15 protein-coding genes are annotated in these 15,878 nt (G+C 62.8%); 8 read left to right on the top strand and 7 right to left on the bottom strand.

Going from position 1 to position 15,878, the window contains the following annotated elements; genetic code table 11:
- The first annotated feature begins 4 nt into the window (after positions 1-4).
- Positions 5-217 (top strand): hypothetical protein, encoded by a 213-nt coding sequence (locus ACFPQ5_RS07345; RefSeq protein WP_379752903.1) that lies wholly within the window; start codon positions 5-7, stop codon positions 215-217.
- 7 nt (positions 218-224) lie between these two features.
- Here the strand turns inward: ACFPQ5_RS07345 and ACFPQ5_RS07340 are convergent, their stop codons facing one another.
- Entirely contained in the window at positions 225-554 is a 330-nt protein-coding gene (locus ACFPQ5_RS07340; RefSeq protein WP_379752900.1) for a YnfA family protein, read from the bottom strand.
- A 5-nt stretch (positions 555-559) separates the two neighbouring features.
- A complete protein-coding gene (locus ACFPQ5_RS07335; RefSeq protein ID WP_379752897.1) occupies positions 560-901 on the bottom strand; it encodes a YciI family protein in 342 nt (113 codons plus the stop codon).
- Positions 902-1,884: 983 nt separating this feature from the next.
- Here ACFPQ5_RS07335 and ACFPQ5_RS07330 point away from each other — a divergent pair.
- Complete coding sequence (locus ACFPQ5_RS07330) at positions 1,885-3,954, top strand: M13 family metallopeptidase (RefSeq protein WP_379752894.1); 2,070 nt, start codon at positions 1,885-1,887, stop codon at positions 3,952-3,954.
- A 217-nt stretch (positions 3,955-4,171) separates the two neighbouring features.
- Here ACFPQ5_RS07330 and ACFPQ5_RS07325 read toward each other — a convergent pair whose 3' ends face one another.
- Positions 4,172-4,717: an SRPBCC family protein gene (locus ACFPQ5_RS07325; protein WP_379752891.1), complete on the bottom strand. Its 546-nt coding sequence runs from the start codon at positions 4,715-4,717 to the stop codon at positions 4,172-4,174.
- A 385-nt stretch (positions 4,718-5,102) separates the two neighbouring features.
- Between ACFPQ5_RS07325 and ACFPQ5_RS07320 the strand changes: the two genes are divergently transcribed.
- The gene (locus tag ACFPQ5_RS07320) at positions 5,103-7,415 is read left to right on the top strand and encodes a UvrD-helicase domain-containing protein (RefSeq protein WP_379752888.1); all 2,313 of its coding nucleotides are present in this window, start codon (positions 5,103-5,105) and stop codon (positions 7,413-7,415) included.
- A gap of 96 nt (positions 7,416-7,511) precedes the next feature.
- Here the strand turns inward: ACFPQ5_RS07320 and ACFPQ5_RS07315 are convergent, their stop codons facing one another.
- The 3 genes from ACFPQ5_RS07315 to ACFPQ5_RS07305 are packed head-to-tail and all read right to left on the bottom strand — an operon-like array spanning position 7,512 to position 9,876.
- On the bottom strand, positions 7,512-8,282 hold the full coding sequence (locus tag ACFPQ5_RS07315; protein WP_379752885.1) for a BPSS1780 family membrane protein: 771 nt from the start codon (positions 8,280-8,282) through the stop codon (positions 7,512-7,514).
- Positions 8,283-8,287: 5 nt separating this feature from the next.
- A complete protein-coding gene (locus ACFPQ5_RS07310) occupies positions 8,288-9,253 on the bottom strand; it encodes a homoserine kinase (protein ID WP_379752882.1) in 966 nt (321 codons plus the stop codon).
- 59 nt (positions 9,254-9,312) lie between these two features.
- Entirely contained in the window at positions 9,313-9,876 is a 564-nt protein-coding gene (locus ACFPQ5_RS07305; protein ID WP_379752879.1) for a hypothetical protein, read from the bottom strand.
- Between the two features lie 166 nt (positions 9,877-10,042).
- Between ACFPQ5_RS07305 and polA the strand changes: the two genes are divergently transcribed.
- The 4 genes from polA (at position 10,043) to ACFPQ5_RS07285 (ending at position 14,059) form a co-directional block, all read left to right on the top strand.
- Positions 10,043-12,787 carry a DNA polymerase I gene (gene polA / locus ACFPQ5_RS07300; RefSeq protein ID WP_379752876.1) on the top strand — a complete coding sequence of 915 codons (2,745 nt, stop codon included), beginning with the start codon at positions 10,043-10,045 and terminating at the stop codon, positions 12,785-12,787.
- A 102-nt stretch (positions 12,788-12,889) separates the two neighbouring features.
- On the top strand, positions 12,890-13,525 hold the full coding sequence (locus ACFPQ5_RS07295) for a class I SAM-dependent methyltransferase (RefSeq protein ID WP_379752873.1): 636 nt from the start codon (positions 12,890-12,892) through the stop codon (positions 13,523-13,525).
- Positions 13,503-13,688: a hypothetical protein gene (locus tag ACFPQ5_RS07290; protein WP_379752870.1), complete on the top strand. Its 186-nt coding sequence runs from the start codon at positions 13,503-13,505 to the stop codon at positions 13,686-13,688. The genes ACFPQ5_RS07295 and ACFPQ5_RS07290 overlap by 23 nt, the downstream gene beginning before the upstream one ends.
- A 179-nt stretch (positions 13,689-13,867) precedes the next feature.
- Positions 13,868-14,059, top strand: coding sequence for a hypothetical protein (locus ACFPQ5_RS07285; RefSeq protein WP_379752867.1), 192 nt, complete (start codon positions 13,868-13,870; stop codon positions 14,057-14,059).
- Positions 14,060-14,066: 7 nt separating this feature from the next.
- On the opposite strand, the gene ACFPQ5_RS07280 is transcribed toward ACFPQ5_RS07285, so the two are convergent.
- Complete coding sequence (locus ACFPQ5_RS07280) at positions 14,067-14,705, bottom strand: NAD(P)-dependent oxidoreductase (protein ID WP_379752864.1); 639 nt, start codon at positions 14,703-14,705, stop codon at positions 14,067-14,069.
- A 132-nt stretch (positions 14,706-14,837) separates the two neighbouring features.
- On the opposite strand from ACFPQ5_RS07280, the gene ACFPQ5_RS07275 reads away from it, so the two are divergent.
- Positions 14,838-15,761 (top strand): LysR family transcriptional regulator, encoded by a 924-nt coding sequence (locus tag ACFPQ5_RS07275; protein WP_379752861.1) that lies wholly within the window; start codon positions 14,838-14,840, stop codon positions 15,759-15,761.
- The last annotated feature ends 117 nt before the right edge of the window (positions 15,762-15,878 follow it).

Here is a 15,878-nt window from a genome sequence, read left to right as displayed (position 1 = left end):
CAGCATGACGAACGAAAACACGCAATCGCGGCAGGGGCTGCAGGATGACCAGGCTGCGCAGCCGCAGCAGTCTCAGCAGCAATCTCAGCAGGAGCAGAACAAGCAGTCCGCTGCGGACTCTTTCGATGCCTTGGCCAATAAGAAGCCGGAAGAACTGACCCCGGAAGAATTGCGCCTGATGGCGGATACGATGCCGGGCGAAGGGCCGGGCGACTAAGCCTTGATTAACGCGGCTGCAGCGCAATCACGGCCATCCCGGCCAGCGCCAGCGCCGCGCCGGCCGCATCCCAGCGGCTGAGGTGGATGCCATCCACGAAACGCAGCCACAGCAAGGCCACCGCGATGTACATCCCTCCGTAGGCCGCATAGGTGCGGCCGGCCGCCGTCGGGTGCAGGGTCAGCAGCCAGGCGAACAGGGCCAGCGAAGCTGCTGCAGGCAACAGCAGCCACACTGGCTTGTTCTGTTTCAGCACCAGCCAGGGCAGGTAGCAGCCGACGATTTCGGCGAGGGCGGTGAGGGCGAAGAGGGCGGTAAAACGGATCAGGTCCGGCATCCAGGTCAGCTTTCAGGGTCGTAGTAAAACTCGCGCAACTCCTGCGCACAGCGGCAGGCTGCGGCGAGCTTGGCCGCCCATTGTACGGCCACCTCCCTGGACGGAAGCTCGAGCACGCAAAAACCGCCATCGAGCTCTCTGGTTTCGCGGTAGGTCTCGCTTGTGCAGCTGCCGTCCGCTGCGACCATGACGGAGGGGACCTCGCTGTTGATTCCGCCGCCAAAGACGTAGACGCCGGCAGCCTTGGCTTCGCGGATCACGGCACGGGACGCGTCGCTGACAGCGGGCATGTCCTCGGCCGGGACATCCATGGCACTTGCAGGGAAAGAAATAAGAAATTTGGTCATGATTCGATGTCAGGTTGTGTCAGCTGTTGGCTTATCTCGAATGTTGGCAACCGACCCAAAGCGGTCATCGCATCGTGACTAGGACCGGCGCGAATCTGCCGACGGATGTGATCTTGTTGGGACGTACTCAGCAAGGAACGCGTCAATCAATGGCCTTGTGTATTTGACCTCTGGATCAGTACCGGGCGGATCAGTCTTTCGGTAATATTCTCCGGCGTCAAACGCCAAATAGACCGCGTTCGTTGCAGGCGGAATAGTTCGGTCGTAATCGGCCCAAAACTCTTCGGAAACGCAGGCCACCCAAAGGGCATTCATGACCGCGTCTGCTACCTCAAAATCTATTTCATTGGCAGAGTATCGCGACGCTACGACATAGGAGAGATGATCAAGCAGATCGGGGGCACTCCGTCCAGACTGAATCGCTGCATCCTGCAACAGCGCGTACGGGACGCATCCTTTCAATGCAGCCTCGAAAAGCCTCGTCTCAGATGATAAGTGCGTCATGTTCTATGTTGTTCATTGGTAGTCATTCCGACGTCTGCCCTTGGCCGGTTGCAGACGCTGGTAGCGTCCGCTTCGACCCAAAGCGGACCTATCGAAATGAACTGTTTTCGCCCGCATCAAGCCGAGTTCCACAGCAAAAACATGATCGAGACGACGACGGAACCGAAGATCCAGTAGCCGAGCTTCTCGGACTTCGACATCTCAGCGTATCTTTCATCACGTGTTTTTGTGAACAATTCTTTTACTAACCGTCGCTGTGTCTTCTTCATTTCCTCGCCCGGCTTTTGACCGTCTTCTCCTGGCCGATTGCAGCCGTCAGAATCGCTCAGTGTACGAAGTAGTTGCCTTCAGAGCAAGTACGAGGCCTATCTATCTGCCTTGCTTCCATACATCTCCCAGCTTGAACTCCAACTGACTAATATTGCTTTAGCAATATTTGTATGTCAGCATGGAGAATCACTTTTCGCGGAAATCCATCCATGCGCCAGATCACCCGTCTCGCCTTCGCCAGCGCGCTCCTGTGCAGCGCTGCCTTCGCCACCGCCCAGACCACCGAACCGGAACGCCCGGCCACCACCTTCCCCTACACGCCCGGCCTCGACGTCAGCGCGATGGACAAGAGCGCCGACCCCTGCGTCGATTTCTATCAGTACGCCTGCGGCGGCTGGATGAAGAACAATCCGGTGCCCGCCGACCAGGCGCGCTGGTCGGTGTACAGCAAGCTGGCGCAGGACAACCAGCGCTACCTGTGGGGCATTCTCGACGGCCTGGCGAAGCAGAAGGAAGGCCGCAGCGTCACCCAGCAAAAGATCGGTGACTACTTCGGCGCCTGCATGGACGAGGGCGCGATCGCCAAGCGCGGCGCCGAGCCGCTGGCGCCGTTCCTGAACCAGATCGAAAGCATGGCCTCGACGCGCGAACTGCCGCGCGTGCTGGCCGGGCTGCAGCTGGCGCTCTCGAGCGAAGCCTTCTTCTTCGGCTTCAGCTCGAACCAGGACTTCGGCGATTCTACCCGCGTGATCGCGTTCGCCAGCGGCGGCGGCCTCGGCTTGCCGGACCGCGACTACTACCTGAAGACCGACAAGCGCTCCAAAGACATCCGCGACAAATACGAAGCCCACATCCGCACCATGTTCGGCCTGATCGGCGAGTCGCCGGAAGTGGCGAAGCGTTCGGCTGCGACTGTGATGCGTCTCGAGACCGCGCTGGCCCAGGCTTCGCTGACGCGCGTCGACAAGCGTGACCCCTATAAGCTGTTCCACAAGACCGACCTGAAAGGCCTGCAGGCGATGACGCCGGTTTTCGATTGGAAGACCTATCTTGCTGCTCTCGGCCAGCCTGGCCTGAAGAACTTCAACGTCACCGAACCGAAGTTCATGAAGGCCTTCGGCAAGCAGCTGCGCAGCAACGATCTCGCTGCGATCAAGACCTATCTGCGCTGGCATGTGATGAAGGAAATGTCGCCGGTGCTGGCGCCGCAATTCGACCAGCCGCACTTCGCCTTCTTCAGCCAGACCCTGCGCGGCGTCGAGAAGCAGCCGCCGCGCTGGAAGCGTTGCGTGCAGCTGGTCGACGCCCAGCTGGGCGAAGCACTGGGCCAGGAATTCGTCAGCCGCGCGTTTTCTCCCGAGCTGAAGGCGAAGTCGCTGCACATGACGCGCCAGGTCGAGGAAGCCATGGCCAAGGACATCGATTCGCTCGCCTGGATGAGCCCGGACACCAAGAAGCGCGCCCATGAAAAGCTCGACGCCATCGTCAACAAGATCGGCTATCCGGACACCTGGCGCGACTATTCGGCTTTCGAGGTGCGTCCGAACGATTTCACCGGCAACGCGATTCGCGGCACGCAGTTCGAAAACCGGAGGCAACTGGCCAAGATCGGCAAGCCGCTGGACCGCAGCGAGTGGTTGATGACGCCGCCGACGGTGAACGCCTATTTCAATCCGCAGATGAACGACATCAATTTCCCGGCCGGCGTGCTGCAGCCGCCGCTGTTCGATCCGAAGATGGACGATGCGCCGGGCTATGGCAACACGGGCGGCACCATCGGTCACGAGTTGACGCACGCCTTCGATGACGAGGGCCGTCAGTTCGATGCGAAGGGGAATCTGAAGGATTGGTGGACCAAGAAGGACGCCAAGGAATTCACCGACCGCGCCCAATGCATCGTCGACCAGTACGCGGGCTACACGGTGGTGGACGACATCAAGATCAACAGCAAGCTGACCCTGGGCGAGGACGTGGCCGATCTCGGCGGCCTGATCCTCGGCTGGATGGCGTGGAAGACGCAGATGGCGAGCATGCCGCAGCAGGCGCAAGCGCCGCGTGACGGGCTGACGCCGGAGCAGCGCTTCTTCGTCGGCTATGCGCAGTGGGCTTGCGAAAACGATCGTCCGGAAAACCTGCGCGTGACGGCGATGACCGATCCTCACTCGCCGGGCAAGTACCGGGTGAATGGTGTCGTGGTCAACATGCCGGAGTTCGAGAAGGCGTTTGCGTGCAAGCCGGGGCAGCCGATGGCTGCGGTGAAGCGTTGCCGGGTTTGGTAAGCCTGCGTTGTTGAACGCGTGGGCGGCAAGCCGCCCACCTTACGTCCTGCTGCGATTGCCAACGTTATTCTCCGGGATGTAGGGTGGGCGGGGGATTTAGTCTGGGGGACTAAATCCCGCCCACGCGTTCAACCAGCATCAGAACAGCCTCGGCGCCGAAAAATAATAAGCCCGCGAGCCAGAACTGGCCTGCGGGCTTTTTCAGCCGTGCATGCGCTTAGTGCTGGTCGATCTTGCCACGCCACGAGCCCGTTTCGGCGCCGCGCTTCTCCAGCATTTCCTTGTAGTTCTGCAGGTTCGCACGGGTTTCCATGCGGACCGCACCGAAGGCGTCGCCGATGGCTTCCAGCGCGCCGTCCGGCTGGTAATCCATCTGCAGGGTCACGCGGGTGACGTTGTCCGAGATTTTATGGAAGGTCACCACGCCGGCATTCTGCACGCCGCCGATGCTGCGCCAGGCGATGCGTTTATCCGGGATCTGCTCGGTGATTTCCGCATCCCATTCCTTGTCTTCGCCGGCGATGTTCGCCTTCCAGTGCAGACGCTTGTCGTCCAACTGGCGGATTTCCTTGACGCTCTTCATGAATTGCGGGAAGTCCTCGAACTGGGTGAACTGGTTGTAGGCGGTGCGCAGTGGCACGTTCACTTCGATGGCTTCGATGATCGACGAGTCGCCATTCTGGGTGCGGCTCTTTTTCATTTGCTTCGACAGCATCATTCCGCCAACGGCCAGCGCGGCGACAGTCACGACTCGGTTCAGCATAGGTTTCTCCTTTAGTAACAGCGACAGAGGGGCACGCGCAGTCACGCGTATTTGTCGTTAAGTTAAGCGAATTTCTGAACAGGCGGCGCGCGGGAGGCTTATCGGCTTTTACTGCTGAGTTAAATGAAGATATTGTGAGATAGGGTGTGGTTGTAAATTTTTGACCGGAAATTGCTCATGCTTTGCACATATAAAATTGACGGATTCAAGGATATGGCAGCGTTACAACAAGTACGTCCTAGTGTCAGCACGCACGCTGTCAAATGCACTGGGAATGAAATAATCTTTCAATCTTCGGCCTGCTTTGAAATTTCCTGTCACAGCTCTTCAGTGTTGTAGCGAGACTGGATGGGCATACAGTAGATCCCGGCGCTATAATGACCGCATGAATCTCCTTCACAACCTCAATCCCGAACAATTGGCAGCCGTTACGCTGCCCTCCCAAAGTGCGCTGATCCTTGCCGGCGCCGGTTCGGGCAAGACCCGCGTGCTGACTACCCGTATTGCCTGGCTGCTCTCGACCGGACAGGTGAGCCCGGCGGGCATCATGGCGGTGACCTTTACCAACAAGGCGGCGAAGGAGATGCTGACCCGTCTGTCCACCATGCTCCCGGTGAACACGCGCGGCATGTGGATCGGTACCTTCCACGGCCTGTGCAACCGCCTGCTGCGCACGCATTATCGTGATGCGGCCTTGCCGCAATCCTTCCAGATCCTCGATTCGCAGGATCAACTGTCGATGATCAAGCGCCTGCTGAAGGCGGCCAATGTCGACGATGAAAAATATCCGGCCAAGAACCTGATGTATTTCATTAACAACGCGAAGGACCAGGGCCTGCGCGCCGGCCAGTTGGAGGCCTACGACCCGATCGAGCGCAAGATGGTCGAGCTCTACGAGCTCTACGACCAGCAATGCCAAAAAGAGGGCGTGGTCGATTTCGCCGAGCTGCTGCTGCGTGCCTACGAGCTGCTGTCGCGCAACGCGCCCTTGCGCCAGCACTACCAGATGCGTTTCAAGCACGTGCTGGTCGACGAATTCCAGGATACCAATGACCTGCAGTACAACCTGTTAAAGCTGCTCGCCGGCCATGGCGAGCAGGTCGGCGGCGCGATCTTCGCCGTCGGCGACGACGACCAGAGCATCTATGCCTTCCGCGGCGCCAACGTCGGCAACATGCAGGCTTTCGAGCGAGACTTTCAGGTCAAGAACCTGATCAAGCTGGAACAGAACTACCGCTCCCACGGCCACATCCTCGACAGCGCCAACTACCTGATCGCCAACAACCAAAAGCGTCTTGGCAAGAACCTGCGCACGGACGCGGGGCAGGGCGAGCCGGTGCGCATCTACGAGGCCTCGTCGGATCTCGAAGAAGCCCAGTGGATCATCGAGGAAGCGAAGAGCCTGATGGCCGAGGGCCTGGAGCGCAAGGAAATCGCTATCCTGTACCGTTCGAACGCGCAGAGCCGCGTCATCGAGCACGCGCTGTTTGCGGCCGGCATTCCCTACACCGTCTACGGCGGCCTGCGCTACTTCCAGCGTGCCGAGGTCAAGCATGCGATTGCCTATCTGCAGTTGATGGACAATCCGCATAACGATTCGGCCTTCTTGCGCGTCGTGAACTTCCCGACCCGCGGTATCGGCGTGCGCTCGATCGAGCAGCTGCAAATGGCGGCCGACACCTACGGCATCTCGCTCTACGCGGCCGTGCCCTACATGACCGGCAAGGCGGGCACCTCGCTGGGCGGTTTCGTGAAACTGATCGAGGGCGCGCGCTTCGAGACCCAGCAGCTGGCGCTGCCGGAAATGGTGCGCGTCGTGCTCGAGCGCAGCAACCTGCTCACGCACTACGCCAACGAAAAGGAAGGCGCCGACCGCATCGAAAACCTGGAGCAGATGGTCAACGCGGCGACCCAGTTCGTGCAGGAAGAAGGTTTTGGGCAGGGCGCACCGGCCCACCTCGGCCCGCCGTCGCAGGCGCAAGCGGGCGAGGCTGTCGTCTACCAGGACGGCATCGAGATCATGGATGCCGACACGCCACTGCCCCAGGTCATGTCGCCGCTGTCCGCCTTCCTCGCCCACGCGTCGCTGGAAGCGGGCGATGCGCAGGCGCAGGCCGGCCAGGATGCGATGCAGCTGATGACGGTGCACTCGGCCAAGGGCCTGGAATTCGATGCCGTGTTCATCACGGGATTGGAGGAGGGCCTGTTCCCGCACGAAACCAGCTCGCGCGAGCTCGATGGCGTGGACGAGGAACGACGCCTGATGTATGTGGCGATCACGCGCGCGCGCAAGCGTCTCTACATGAGCTTTACCCAGCAGCGCATGCTGCACGGCCAGACCCGCTTCAACATGAAGTCGCGCTTCTTCGACGAATTACCCGAGGAATCGCTCAAGTGGCTGTCGCCGCGCGTGCAGAGCAACTGGTTCGCCAACAAGAAATCGGCCACGGCCTGGGACGACGCCGCCTTCCGCAATGCCGGCAGCGATAACAAGATCGCCCAGCAGATCACCCAGAAGTCGGGCGGCGGCTCCGGCTGGCGCATCGGCGAAGCGGTGGCGCACGCCAAGTTCGGCGAAGGCGTGATTGTGAATATCGAAGGCGGGGCAGGAGCGGCCCGCGCGCAGATCAATTTCGGCGCGGCGGGGATGAAGGTGCTGGATTTGTCGGTGGCGAAGCTGGAGCGGGTCAGCCGCTGATGTCGGATCGGTGGGCACGGGGCGCCCACCCTACAAAAACCATCTGCTAACGATTACTTGGTAGGGTGGGCGCCCCGTGCCCACCATGTTTCACCATCATTTCTCGAGATTGACCCGCCCCGCACCCGCCTGCACCGGCTTCCCGAAGATCTGCCGATACCCCGCATACATCGCGCACTGCAGCAGCAGCACGAACAGGAACAGCAGCCACATCACCAGCACCCTGCCGAACATCGATCCGCCCATGATGAGCTGGATCACGACGGTAAAGGCCAGCAGCAGGCCGAACCAGCTCAGCAGCATCACGATGAACACGCGCGCGCTCTTGAGGACGGCGAAGAAGCTGTAGAAGATCGCCTTGCCCGGCTTCATGCCCTGCCAGTAGAGCAGGGGCGCGGCAAAGGACAATGCGATCAGCACGCTCGCGTTCAGGGCCGACAGCGCGAACATCTTGACGAATTCCCAGCCTGCGACGGCCGGCACCTGTTTCGGATCGGCCGGCTGCACGACTTGCCGGAGCTGGTCGAGGTCGACCGCGAAGCGCGCCAGCAAGGTCAGCAGCACCGACACGCCGAGGTAGATCAGTCCGATCTTGCACAGCTGCGCCAGGACCGGCTTGCGGAAGCCCGTCATCAGCACCGCCGGCGTCACGCGTTCGCCGTTCTCGATCATCAGGCAGGCCTGCATGAAGGCCATCGAGAACGAGGGAATCAGCACGATGGCCAGCAGCGTGCCGAGCAGGGGCACCGAGCCGATCAGCAGGCTGAACAGGATGTTGGCGAACAGCAGGGTGGTCAGCGCGGCAGGCTGCTTGCGGAACAGGCCGGTGCCTTGCTTGAGCCAGTTCCAGCCGGTAATTGCGGGCATGTTGTTCATTCTTGTGGGACCAGGCGCGGTGCGGGCGTGGCGATGCGCTCGCGCAGGATGCGTTCGAAATGGGTGGGATCGTGCGGCGTCAATAGCTCGGCCTCACGTGGCGCATAGAAATCGTACAGGCGCGACAGCCAGAAGCGCAGCGCCGCGGCGCGCAGCATCGGCTGCCAGGCAAGCTCTTCCTCGGCCGTGAACGGACGCACGGCGCGGTAGGCAGCCAGCAACGCGTTCACACGCGCCACGTCCAGCACGCCGCTGTCGAGATCAATGCACCAGTCGTTGACGGTGACGGCCAGGTCGTACAGCCAGGTGTCGACGCCGGCAAAATAAAAGTCGAAGCAGCCCGTCAGCTTTTCGCCGACGAACATCACGTTATTGCGGAACAGGTCGGCGTGGACCGGGCCGCGTGGCAACTTCGCGTAGCTAGTGCCGGCGGCAAAATTCGCCTGGAAGGCCACTTCGCTCTGCAACAGCGCCGCGTTATCGGGCGTGAGATATTGCAGCACCTGCGGCATCGTTGCCTGCCACCAGTCCAGCCCGCGCAAATTCGGCTGCTGCAGCGGAAAATCCGCGGCTGCCAGGTGCATGCGCGCCAGCATGGTGCCGACGTCCGCGCAGTGCACCGGCTGCGGATCCATCTGCGAGCTGCCTTCCAGCTTGCTGACGATGGCGGCCGGCTTGCCGCGCAGCGGCACCACCAGCTCACCCTGCGCATTGGCGACGGGCGCCGGCACCGGAATGCCGCGCTCGGCCAGGTGGCGCATCAGCTGCAGGTAGAAGGGCAATTGCTCGAAATCGAGGTTCTCGAACACGGTCAACACGTATTCGCCGCGCTCGGTCGTCAGGAAGAAATTACTGTTTTCGATGCCGGAGGCAATGCCCTTGAGGGCCACTGCCTGGCCGAGGGGAAACTGTTCCATCCACTGGGTGAGCTCATCCAGTGTTACCGCTGTGAAAACTGCCATGGTGCGAAAAAAAGGTAGGAGTCTGGGCGTGCGGGCGCAAGCGCCCGCCGGGCGGTTGATCAGCGGGTCGAGGTTTGCGGCGGGAGCGGCGGTGGCGGCGGGATGTCGGCCGGCTTCGTCATCGGGACGGTTGCCGCCGGTACCTTGCCGACTGGCGCACCGTTGGCCCCGGTTGCGCTGGCGGTGGCCGTGCCCGGTCCGGTGGCGCCGGCTGCGGCCGCGGCGGCAGCCGCTTCTGCATCGGCAGCTGCTTTTCTCTTGCCGTTCAGGTCGAATTCCATCACCTGCCATTGCGGCGCGCGGAAGGCGCTGCTCTGGGCATCGCCCGGCACGGCATTGCCGGCAGGCTGGTTCGGTTTCAGGATGTAGCGGCTGCGGCCACTCTGGACTTCGACTTCGGTGACCTGCCCGTTATTGCGCTTTTCCCGGATCTGGGTGCCGCGGCGCGGTTCGACGCTGGTCGGCGCGCCTTCCTGCTCGATGCGTTCGGTCTGGGTCTGGCCGGTGCCGGCCGGCGTCGGGGCCGGCGAGGTCTGCCCCGTTTGGGCCGTTTGTGCGCACACTGCGCCGGCACAGGCGAAGAGGGCGATCGACAGGGTCAGGCGGGGAAATGTGCGCGGCATGATGGTCACCTAATATCGTTTGAACCATTGTAACAAACACAGTGCCTCCCGGTGGAAAGTACGACTTCTGTCCCCATATTGAACTGAGTCTGTTGTGCTTTTCCCATGCCGGATTCTGCGATAATGCCTGTCACTTTGGCTACTGCCGGCTTCACCCATCATTCCTATGCAAAATACCCTTCTGCTCGTCGACGGTTCCAGCTACCTCTATCGCGCCTTCCACGCCTTGCCCGACCTGCGCGGCCCCGACGGCCACCCGACTGGCGCGATGCACGGCATGGTCAACATGTTGCGCCGCCTGCGCGCCGACTACCCGGCCGCCTACATCGCCTGCGTCTTCGATGCGAAAGGTAAAACCTTCCGCGACGATATGTACCCCGAGTACAAGGCGACGCGCGCCTCGATGCCGCCCGATCTCTCCAAGCAGATCGAGCCCATCCACGAGGTGGTGCGCCACATGGGCTGGCCGATCCTGATGGTCGAAGGGGTAGAGGCGGACGACGTGATCGGCACCCTGGCCGTGCAGGCCGCCGCCAAGGGCATGAACACCATCGTCTCGACCGGCGACAAGGACCTCGCGCAACTGGTCAACGACAAGGTCATGCTCATCAACACGATGAGCAACGAAAAGCTCGACGAAGCCGGCGTATTGACCAAGTTCGGCGTGCCGCCGAACCGCATCATCGACTACCTGACCCTGATCGGCGACACGGTCGACAACGTACCGGGCGTGAACAAGTGCGGCCCGAAGACGGCCCTGAAGTGGCTCGCCCTGCACGGCTCGCTCGACGGCGTGATGGAGAACGCGCATTCGATCACCGGCGCGGTCGGCGAGAACCTGCGCTCGGCCCTGGAATGGCTGCCGCGCGGGCGCGAACTCATCACCGTCAAAACCGACTGCGACCTCGTCAACCACGTGGTCTCGATCGAGGAAACCCTGGTCGCGCGTCCGGAAGACACCAGCGCGCTGCGCGACTTCTTCCAGCGCTACGGTTTTAAAACCATGCTGCGCGAACTGGGGCAAAGTGCCCCGCCAGCCCCTGGCGCGCCGGTCCTGAATTCGCCGGAAGGCGCCCAGGACACGCTGCCGGGCATGCCGATCATCAAGGGCGAATACGAACTGGTGACGAGCTGGGAGCAGCTCGACAAATGGCTGGCCCTGGCCGATGCCGCCGAGCTGACGTCGGTCGACACCGAGACGACTTCGCTCGACCCGATGACGGCGCAAATGGTCGGCATCTCGCTGTCGACCGAAGCAGGCAAGGGCGCCTACATCCCGGTCGCGCACCGCTACGCCGGCGTGCCCGAGCAGCTGCCGCGCGAAGAGGTGCTGGAACGCATGCGCGGCTGGCTGGAAAACCCGGACAAGCCGAAGCTGGGCCAGAACCTGAAGTACGACATGCACATCTTTAACAACCATGGGGTCACGTTAAAAGGCATCGTGCATGACACGCTGCTGCAGTCGTATGTCTTCGAGTCGCACAAGCCGCACGACATGGACACCATGGCGATGCGTCACCTGGGCTACACGACGATTCCGTTTGTGGACGTGTGCGGCAAGGGCGCCAACATGATCTGCTTCGACCAGGTCGAGCTGAACCGCGCCACCGAATACGCGGCCGAGGATTCCGACATCACCCTACGCCTGCACCAGACCATGCTGCCGCACGTCCTGGCCGACAAGGGCCTGGAATTCATTTATAAGAACATCGAGCTGCCGACCCAGATCGTGCTGCAGAAGATCGAGCGCAACGGCGTGCTGATCGACGCCGCGAAACTGGAAGCGCAGTCGCGCGAACTGGGCGCGCGCCTGGTCGAGCTGGAGCAGCAGGCCTACGAGATGGCCGGCGGCCCGTTCAATCTCGGTTCGCCCAAGCAGATCGGCGAGATCTTCTTCGTGAAGCTCGGCCTGCCCGTCATCAAGAAGACCGCCACCGGCGCGCCGTCGACCGACGAAGAGGTGCTGCAGAAGCTGGCCGAAGATTTCCCGCTGCCGAAGGTGCTGCTCGAGCACCGCAGCCTGGCCAAGCTGAAGTCGACCTATACCGACAAGCTCCCGAAAATGGTCAACCCGAACACGGGCCGCGTGCATACCAACTATGCGCAGGCCGTGGCGATCACCGGGCGCCTGGCGTCGAACGATCCGAACCTGCAGAACATCCCGGTGCGCACCGGAGAAGGGCGCCGCATCCGCGAAGCCTTTGTTGCGCCGCCGGGCAGCGTCATCGTCTCGGCCGACTACTCGCAGATCGAGCTGCGCATCATGGCCCATATTTCTGGCGACGAAGCGATGCTGCGCGCGTTCGCCGAAGGCGTGGACATCCACCGCGCCACCGCCGCCGAGATCTTCGGCGTCGCGCCGGACGAAGTCGATTCCGAGCAGCGCCGCTACGCCAAGGTCATCAACTTCGGCCTGATCTACGGCATGAGCGCCTTCGGTCTTGCCCAGAACCTGCAGATCGAACGCGCCGCCGCCGCCAACTACATCGACCGCTATTTCGCGCGCTTCGCCGGCGTGAAGCAGTACATGGACGAGACGCGCCTGGCGGCCAAGGCCAAGGGCTATGTCGAGACCGTGTTCGGGCGCCGTTTGTGGCTCCCCGAGATCAACTCGCCGAACGGCCCGCGCCGCGCCGGTGCCGAACGGGCAGCCATTAACGCGCCGATGCAGGGCACCGCGGCCGATCTGATCAAGCTGGCGATGATCGCCGTGCAGGATTGGCTCGAGACCGAGAAGCTGGGCACGCGCATGGTGATGCAGGTGCACGACGAGCTGGTTCTCGAAGTGCCGGAAAGCGAGCTGGAACTGGTCAAGACGAAGCTGCCCGCGCTGATGGCCGGCGTGGCCGAGCTGAAGGTGCCGCTGGTGGCCGAGACGGGTGTGGGATCGAACTGGGAAGCGGCGCACTGAGCCAACGTGACGCGTGCGTTTGGTGGGCACGGGGCGCCCACCCTACGATTTCATCTCGCTGGTAGGGTGGGCGCTCCGTGCCCACCATTGCCGACACAACGCATGAACAAATACGCCGATGACATCGCCGGGAGCTACGACCGCATCGCCGCGTGGTTCGACGACAAGCGCACGCGCACGCTGATCGAAAAGCCGTACCTGGACTATCTGACTCAGGCACTGAAGCCAGGCGCCGCCATCCTCGACCTCGGCTGCGGCACCGGCGAACCCATCCTGCGCTACCTGCTCGAGCGCCAGTTCGACGTGACGGGCGTCGACGCCAGCGCCGCCATGATCGCCATCGCGCGCCAACGTTTCCCGGATACGCGCCTGCTGGTCGGCGACATGCGCGCGCTACAGCCGGGCCAGACCTTCGACGCCGTCATCGCCTGGCACAGCCTGTTCCACCTGCCTTACGACGACCAGCGCGCGATGTTCGCGGTCTTCGCGCAACTGCTGAACCCCGGCGGGCTCTTGATGTTCACGTCGGGCAGCGCATATGGGGAAGTATGGAGCGATAATGGCGGAGAGGCGCTGTATCACGCGTCGCTGGATGCGGACGAGTACCGCGCCCTGCTGGAAGGGCAGGGTTTTCGGGTGATACGGCATGCGGCGGACGACGCTGCCTGCGGCGGCGCCACCGTCTGGATCGCGCAATACCGGACAGGAGACCACCATGAAACCCCGACGCGACTATGACACTGCCAAACTGATCGACGCCTCGATTGCCGTCCTGCGCACGCGCGGCATGTACGTGGCGGCGCGCATGCTGAGCGAACAGGGCATTCCCTTCGCCACTGCGCAGCGCGTGCTGCGCCAGCCGAGCCTGCGCCGCACCTACGGCGACGCCGTCATTCACTGATCAGCCGTCAAGCTCCCCGCAACATCGCTCATATCGCCGTTTTGCGCGCTTCATCACCGGTTTTATGCACTTCGTCGCACACCGGTGGAGTCGCGTGAAGCCGCTTGCTAATCTACTCCCATCGAAAGCCCGAACGCACTGAAGCGCAGGGCATACCAACCAACCGAAGGGAGCCTGAAATGAACGTCCTCAAACACATGGAAACGCTGTTCCTGGTCGCCGCCCTCGCCGTCGTCGGCACCACCTACGCCAGCGCCGAGAGCTATAAAGCGCAAGTGCGCGCCGACTCGATGGTGTCGAGCGACAGCGGCAAGATGGCCGTCGTCAAAGTCACCGCCAAGCGCGTTGCGCCGGCCACCAAGTTCGCCTGAATCTGCGTCAGTAACCGACCGTAAAGCGGGTACGCGAATGAGCAGGCCGTTCGAGCTCGTCGATCATGGCCACCGCGTAGTCCTCGAGCGAGATGTGGCTGTTACCTGCCGCATCGATCAGCAAGGCGTCCTTGCCAAGCCGGAAGCTGCCGGTGCGCTCGCCCGGTTCCAGATGCGCCGACGGCGCAAGGACCGTCCAGTCCAGTTCAGTTTCCTCGCGTAGCCGGTTCACGGCCTGACGCGCACCTTCGGCAGTCTCTTTCCACTCGGCCGGAAACGCCGGCGTATCGAGCAGCTGCACGCCCGGCGCGACCTCGAGGCCGCCGGCGCCGCCCACGACCAGCAGGCGCGGCACGTCGGCCTGCCTGGTCGCCGCGATGATCGACTCCATTCCCTCCACATAGTAGGCGCGCACCTCTGCCTGCGCATGGCCGCTGAATGCGCTGATGACGGCGTCGTGCCCGCGCAGCGCCGCCGCCAGTTGCTCCCGGTCGAGCACCTCCACTTGCCGCGCGTGGATGTTCGGCGCGGTGGCGATGCGTTCCGGACGCGAAGCGAGCGCCGTGATGTCGTGGCCACGGGCCGAGGCTTCCTTCAACAGGGCGGCGCCGACGTAGCCGCTGGCGCCGATGAGTGCGATGTTCATGTGATGTCCCTTTCTGTATGAGTGGCCGGCGACCTTGTTCGCCGATGAGACGCATCATCACACCTGGCATTGAGAAGAAAAACGGATCAATCCATAATTCACTTTTATGATTTTCTGAAAAATGGAGCTGCCATGGCATTGCCGGGAAAGATCGACCTGAACGATTTACTGGTGTTCCAGGCGGTTGCGCAGACGGGCGGCTTCACCGCCGCGGCGCACCGGCTCGGCGTGGCCACCGCCAAGGTCAGCGTCGAGATCGGCCGGCTCGAAACCCGGCTCGGCGTGGTCCTGTTCAGCCGCACGACGCGCAAGGTGGTGCTGACCGATGCGGGGCAGAGCCTGTACGAGGAGTGCCGGCCGCTGCTGGAGGGACTCGGCGAAGCGGTCGAGCGCGCGACCTCCGGCAAGGACCGGCTGGCGGGCACGCTGCGGATCAGCACCACGGTCGATCACGCCAGCCTGTCGCTGGCGCCGGCGCTGGCCGGCTTCGCGCGGCAGCATCCGCACCTCGCCATCGACCTGCGCACGAGCGACCGCGTGGTCGACCTGGTCGGCGAAGGCATCGACCTCACGATCCGCCTCGGCTGGCTGCGCGATTCCTCGCACCGGGCGGTCAAGCTCGGCCAGTTCGAACAGGTCGTGGTCGCATCGCCCGCCTACCTGCGCCGCGCCGGGACGCCGGCGGCGCCGCACGAGCTGGAAGCGCACGAGTGGGTCGCGCTATCCCTGCTGCGCACGCCGCTGACCTGGAAGTTCTCGGCAAGGGACGGGCAGGCGGCAACGGTCCACGTCGACTCGCGCCTGCGCGTCGATTCGCCGACCGTGCTGCGCAGCCTGCTCGAGCAGGGCGCGGGGATGAGCGTGCTCGACCAGTTCAATGCGCAGCTGGGCATCGACACGGGGCGCCTGGTGCGTGTCCTGCCCGAGTGGACGCTGCCGGCAGGGGGCGTGTATGCCGTGTATCCGGCCGCGAAACAGGTGCCGGCCAAGGTGCGCAGCTTCATCGATTTCTACCGGCAGTATCTCGACAGTGCGCGCGCATCCGCACGGTCTTGAGCGTACGCGCATCGCCGTCTCGCGCGCTTCATCACGCGTTTTTTGCACTTCGTCGCACACCGATGGAGATGCGTGGGATCGCTTGCTAATCTACTCCCATCGAAAGCCCGAACGCAC

Source organism: Massilia suwonensis (assembly GCF_042655665.1).
Lineage (GTDB): Bacteria > Pseudomonadota > Gammaproteobacteria > Burkholderiales > Burkholderiaceae_D > Telluria > Telluria suwonensis.
The sequence above is the reverse complement of the archived record's forward strand: the minus strand, read 5'-3'. Positions and strand labels throughout refer to the sequence as shown.

What these genes read in the sequence shown, in the direction of transcription:
- polA (WP_379752876.1), top strand. Translation starts at nt 10,043, where the DNA reads ATGCAAAATACCCTTCTGCTCGTCGACGGTTCCAGCTACCTCTATCGC.
- ACFPQ5_RS07340 (WP_379752900.1), bottom strand. Translation starts at nt 554, where the DNA reads ATGCCGGACCTGATCCGTTTTACCGCCCTCTTCGCCCTCACCGCCCTC.
- ACFPQ5_RS07305 (WP_379752879.1), bottom strand. Translation starts at nt 9,876, where the DNA reads ATGCCGCGCACATTTCCCCGCCTGACCCTGTCGATCGCCCTCTTCGCC.
- ACFPQ5_RS07325 (WP_379752891.1), bottom strand. Translation starts at nt 4,717, where the DNA reads ATGCTGAACCGAGTCGTGACTGTCGCCGCGCTGGCCGTTGGCGGAATG.
- ACFPQ5_RS07315 (WP_379752885.1), bottom strand. Translation starts at nt 8,282, where the DNA reads ATGCCCGCAATTACCGGCTGGAACTGGCTCAAGCAAGGCACCGGCCTG.
- ACFPQ5_RS07290 (WP_379752870.1), top strand. Translation starts at nt 13,503, where the DNA reads ATGAAACCCCGACGCGACTATGACACTGCCAAACTGATCGACGCCTCG.
- ACFPQ5_RS07285 (WP_379752867.1), top strand. Translation starts at nt 13,868, where the DNA reads ATGAACGTCCTCAAACACATGGAAACGCTGTTCCTGGTCGCCGCCCTC.
- ACFPQ5_RS07320 (WP_379752888.1), top strand. Translation starts at nt 5,103, where the DNA reads ATGAATCTCCTTCACAACCTCAATCCCGAACAATTGGCAGCCGTTACG.
- ACFPQ5_RS07310 (WP_379752882.1), bottom strand. Translation starts at nt 9,253, where the DNA reads ATGGCAGTTTTCACAGCGGTAACACTGGATGAGCTCACCCAGTGGATG.
- ACFPQ5_RS07330 (WP_379752894.1), top strand. Translation starts at nt 1,885, where the DNA reads ATGCGCCAGATCACCCGTCTCGCCTTCGCCAGCGCGCTCCTGTGCAGC.
- ACFPQ5_RS07295 (WP_379752873.1), top strand. Translation starts at nt 12,890, where the DNA reads ATGAACAAATACGCCGATGACATCGCCGGGAGCTACGACCGCATCGCC.
- ACFPQ5_RS07335 (WP_379752897.1), bottom strand. Translation starts at nt 901, where the DNA reads ATGACCAAATTTCTTATTTCTTTCCCTGCAAGTGCCATGGATGTCCCG.
- ACFPQ5_RS07275 (WP_379752861.1), top strand. Translation starts at nt 14,838, where the DNA reads ATGGCATTGCCGGGAAAGATCGACCTGAACGATTTACTGGTGTTCCAG.
- ACFPQ5_RS07280 (WP_379752864.1), bottom strand. Translation starts at nt 14,705, where the DNA reads ATGAACATCGCACTCATCGGCGCCAGCGGCTACGTCGGCGCCGCCCTG.
- ACFPQ5_RS07345 (WP_379752903.1), top strand. Translation starts at nt 5, where the DNA reads ATGACGAACGAAAACACGCAATCGCGGCAGGGGCTGCAGGATGACCAG.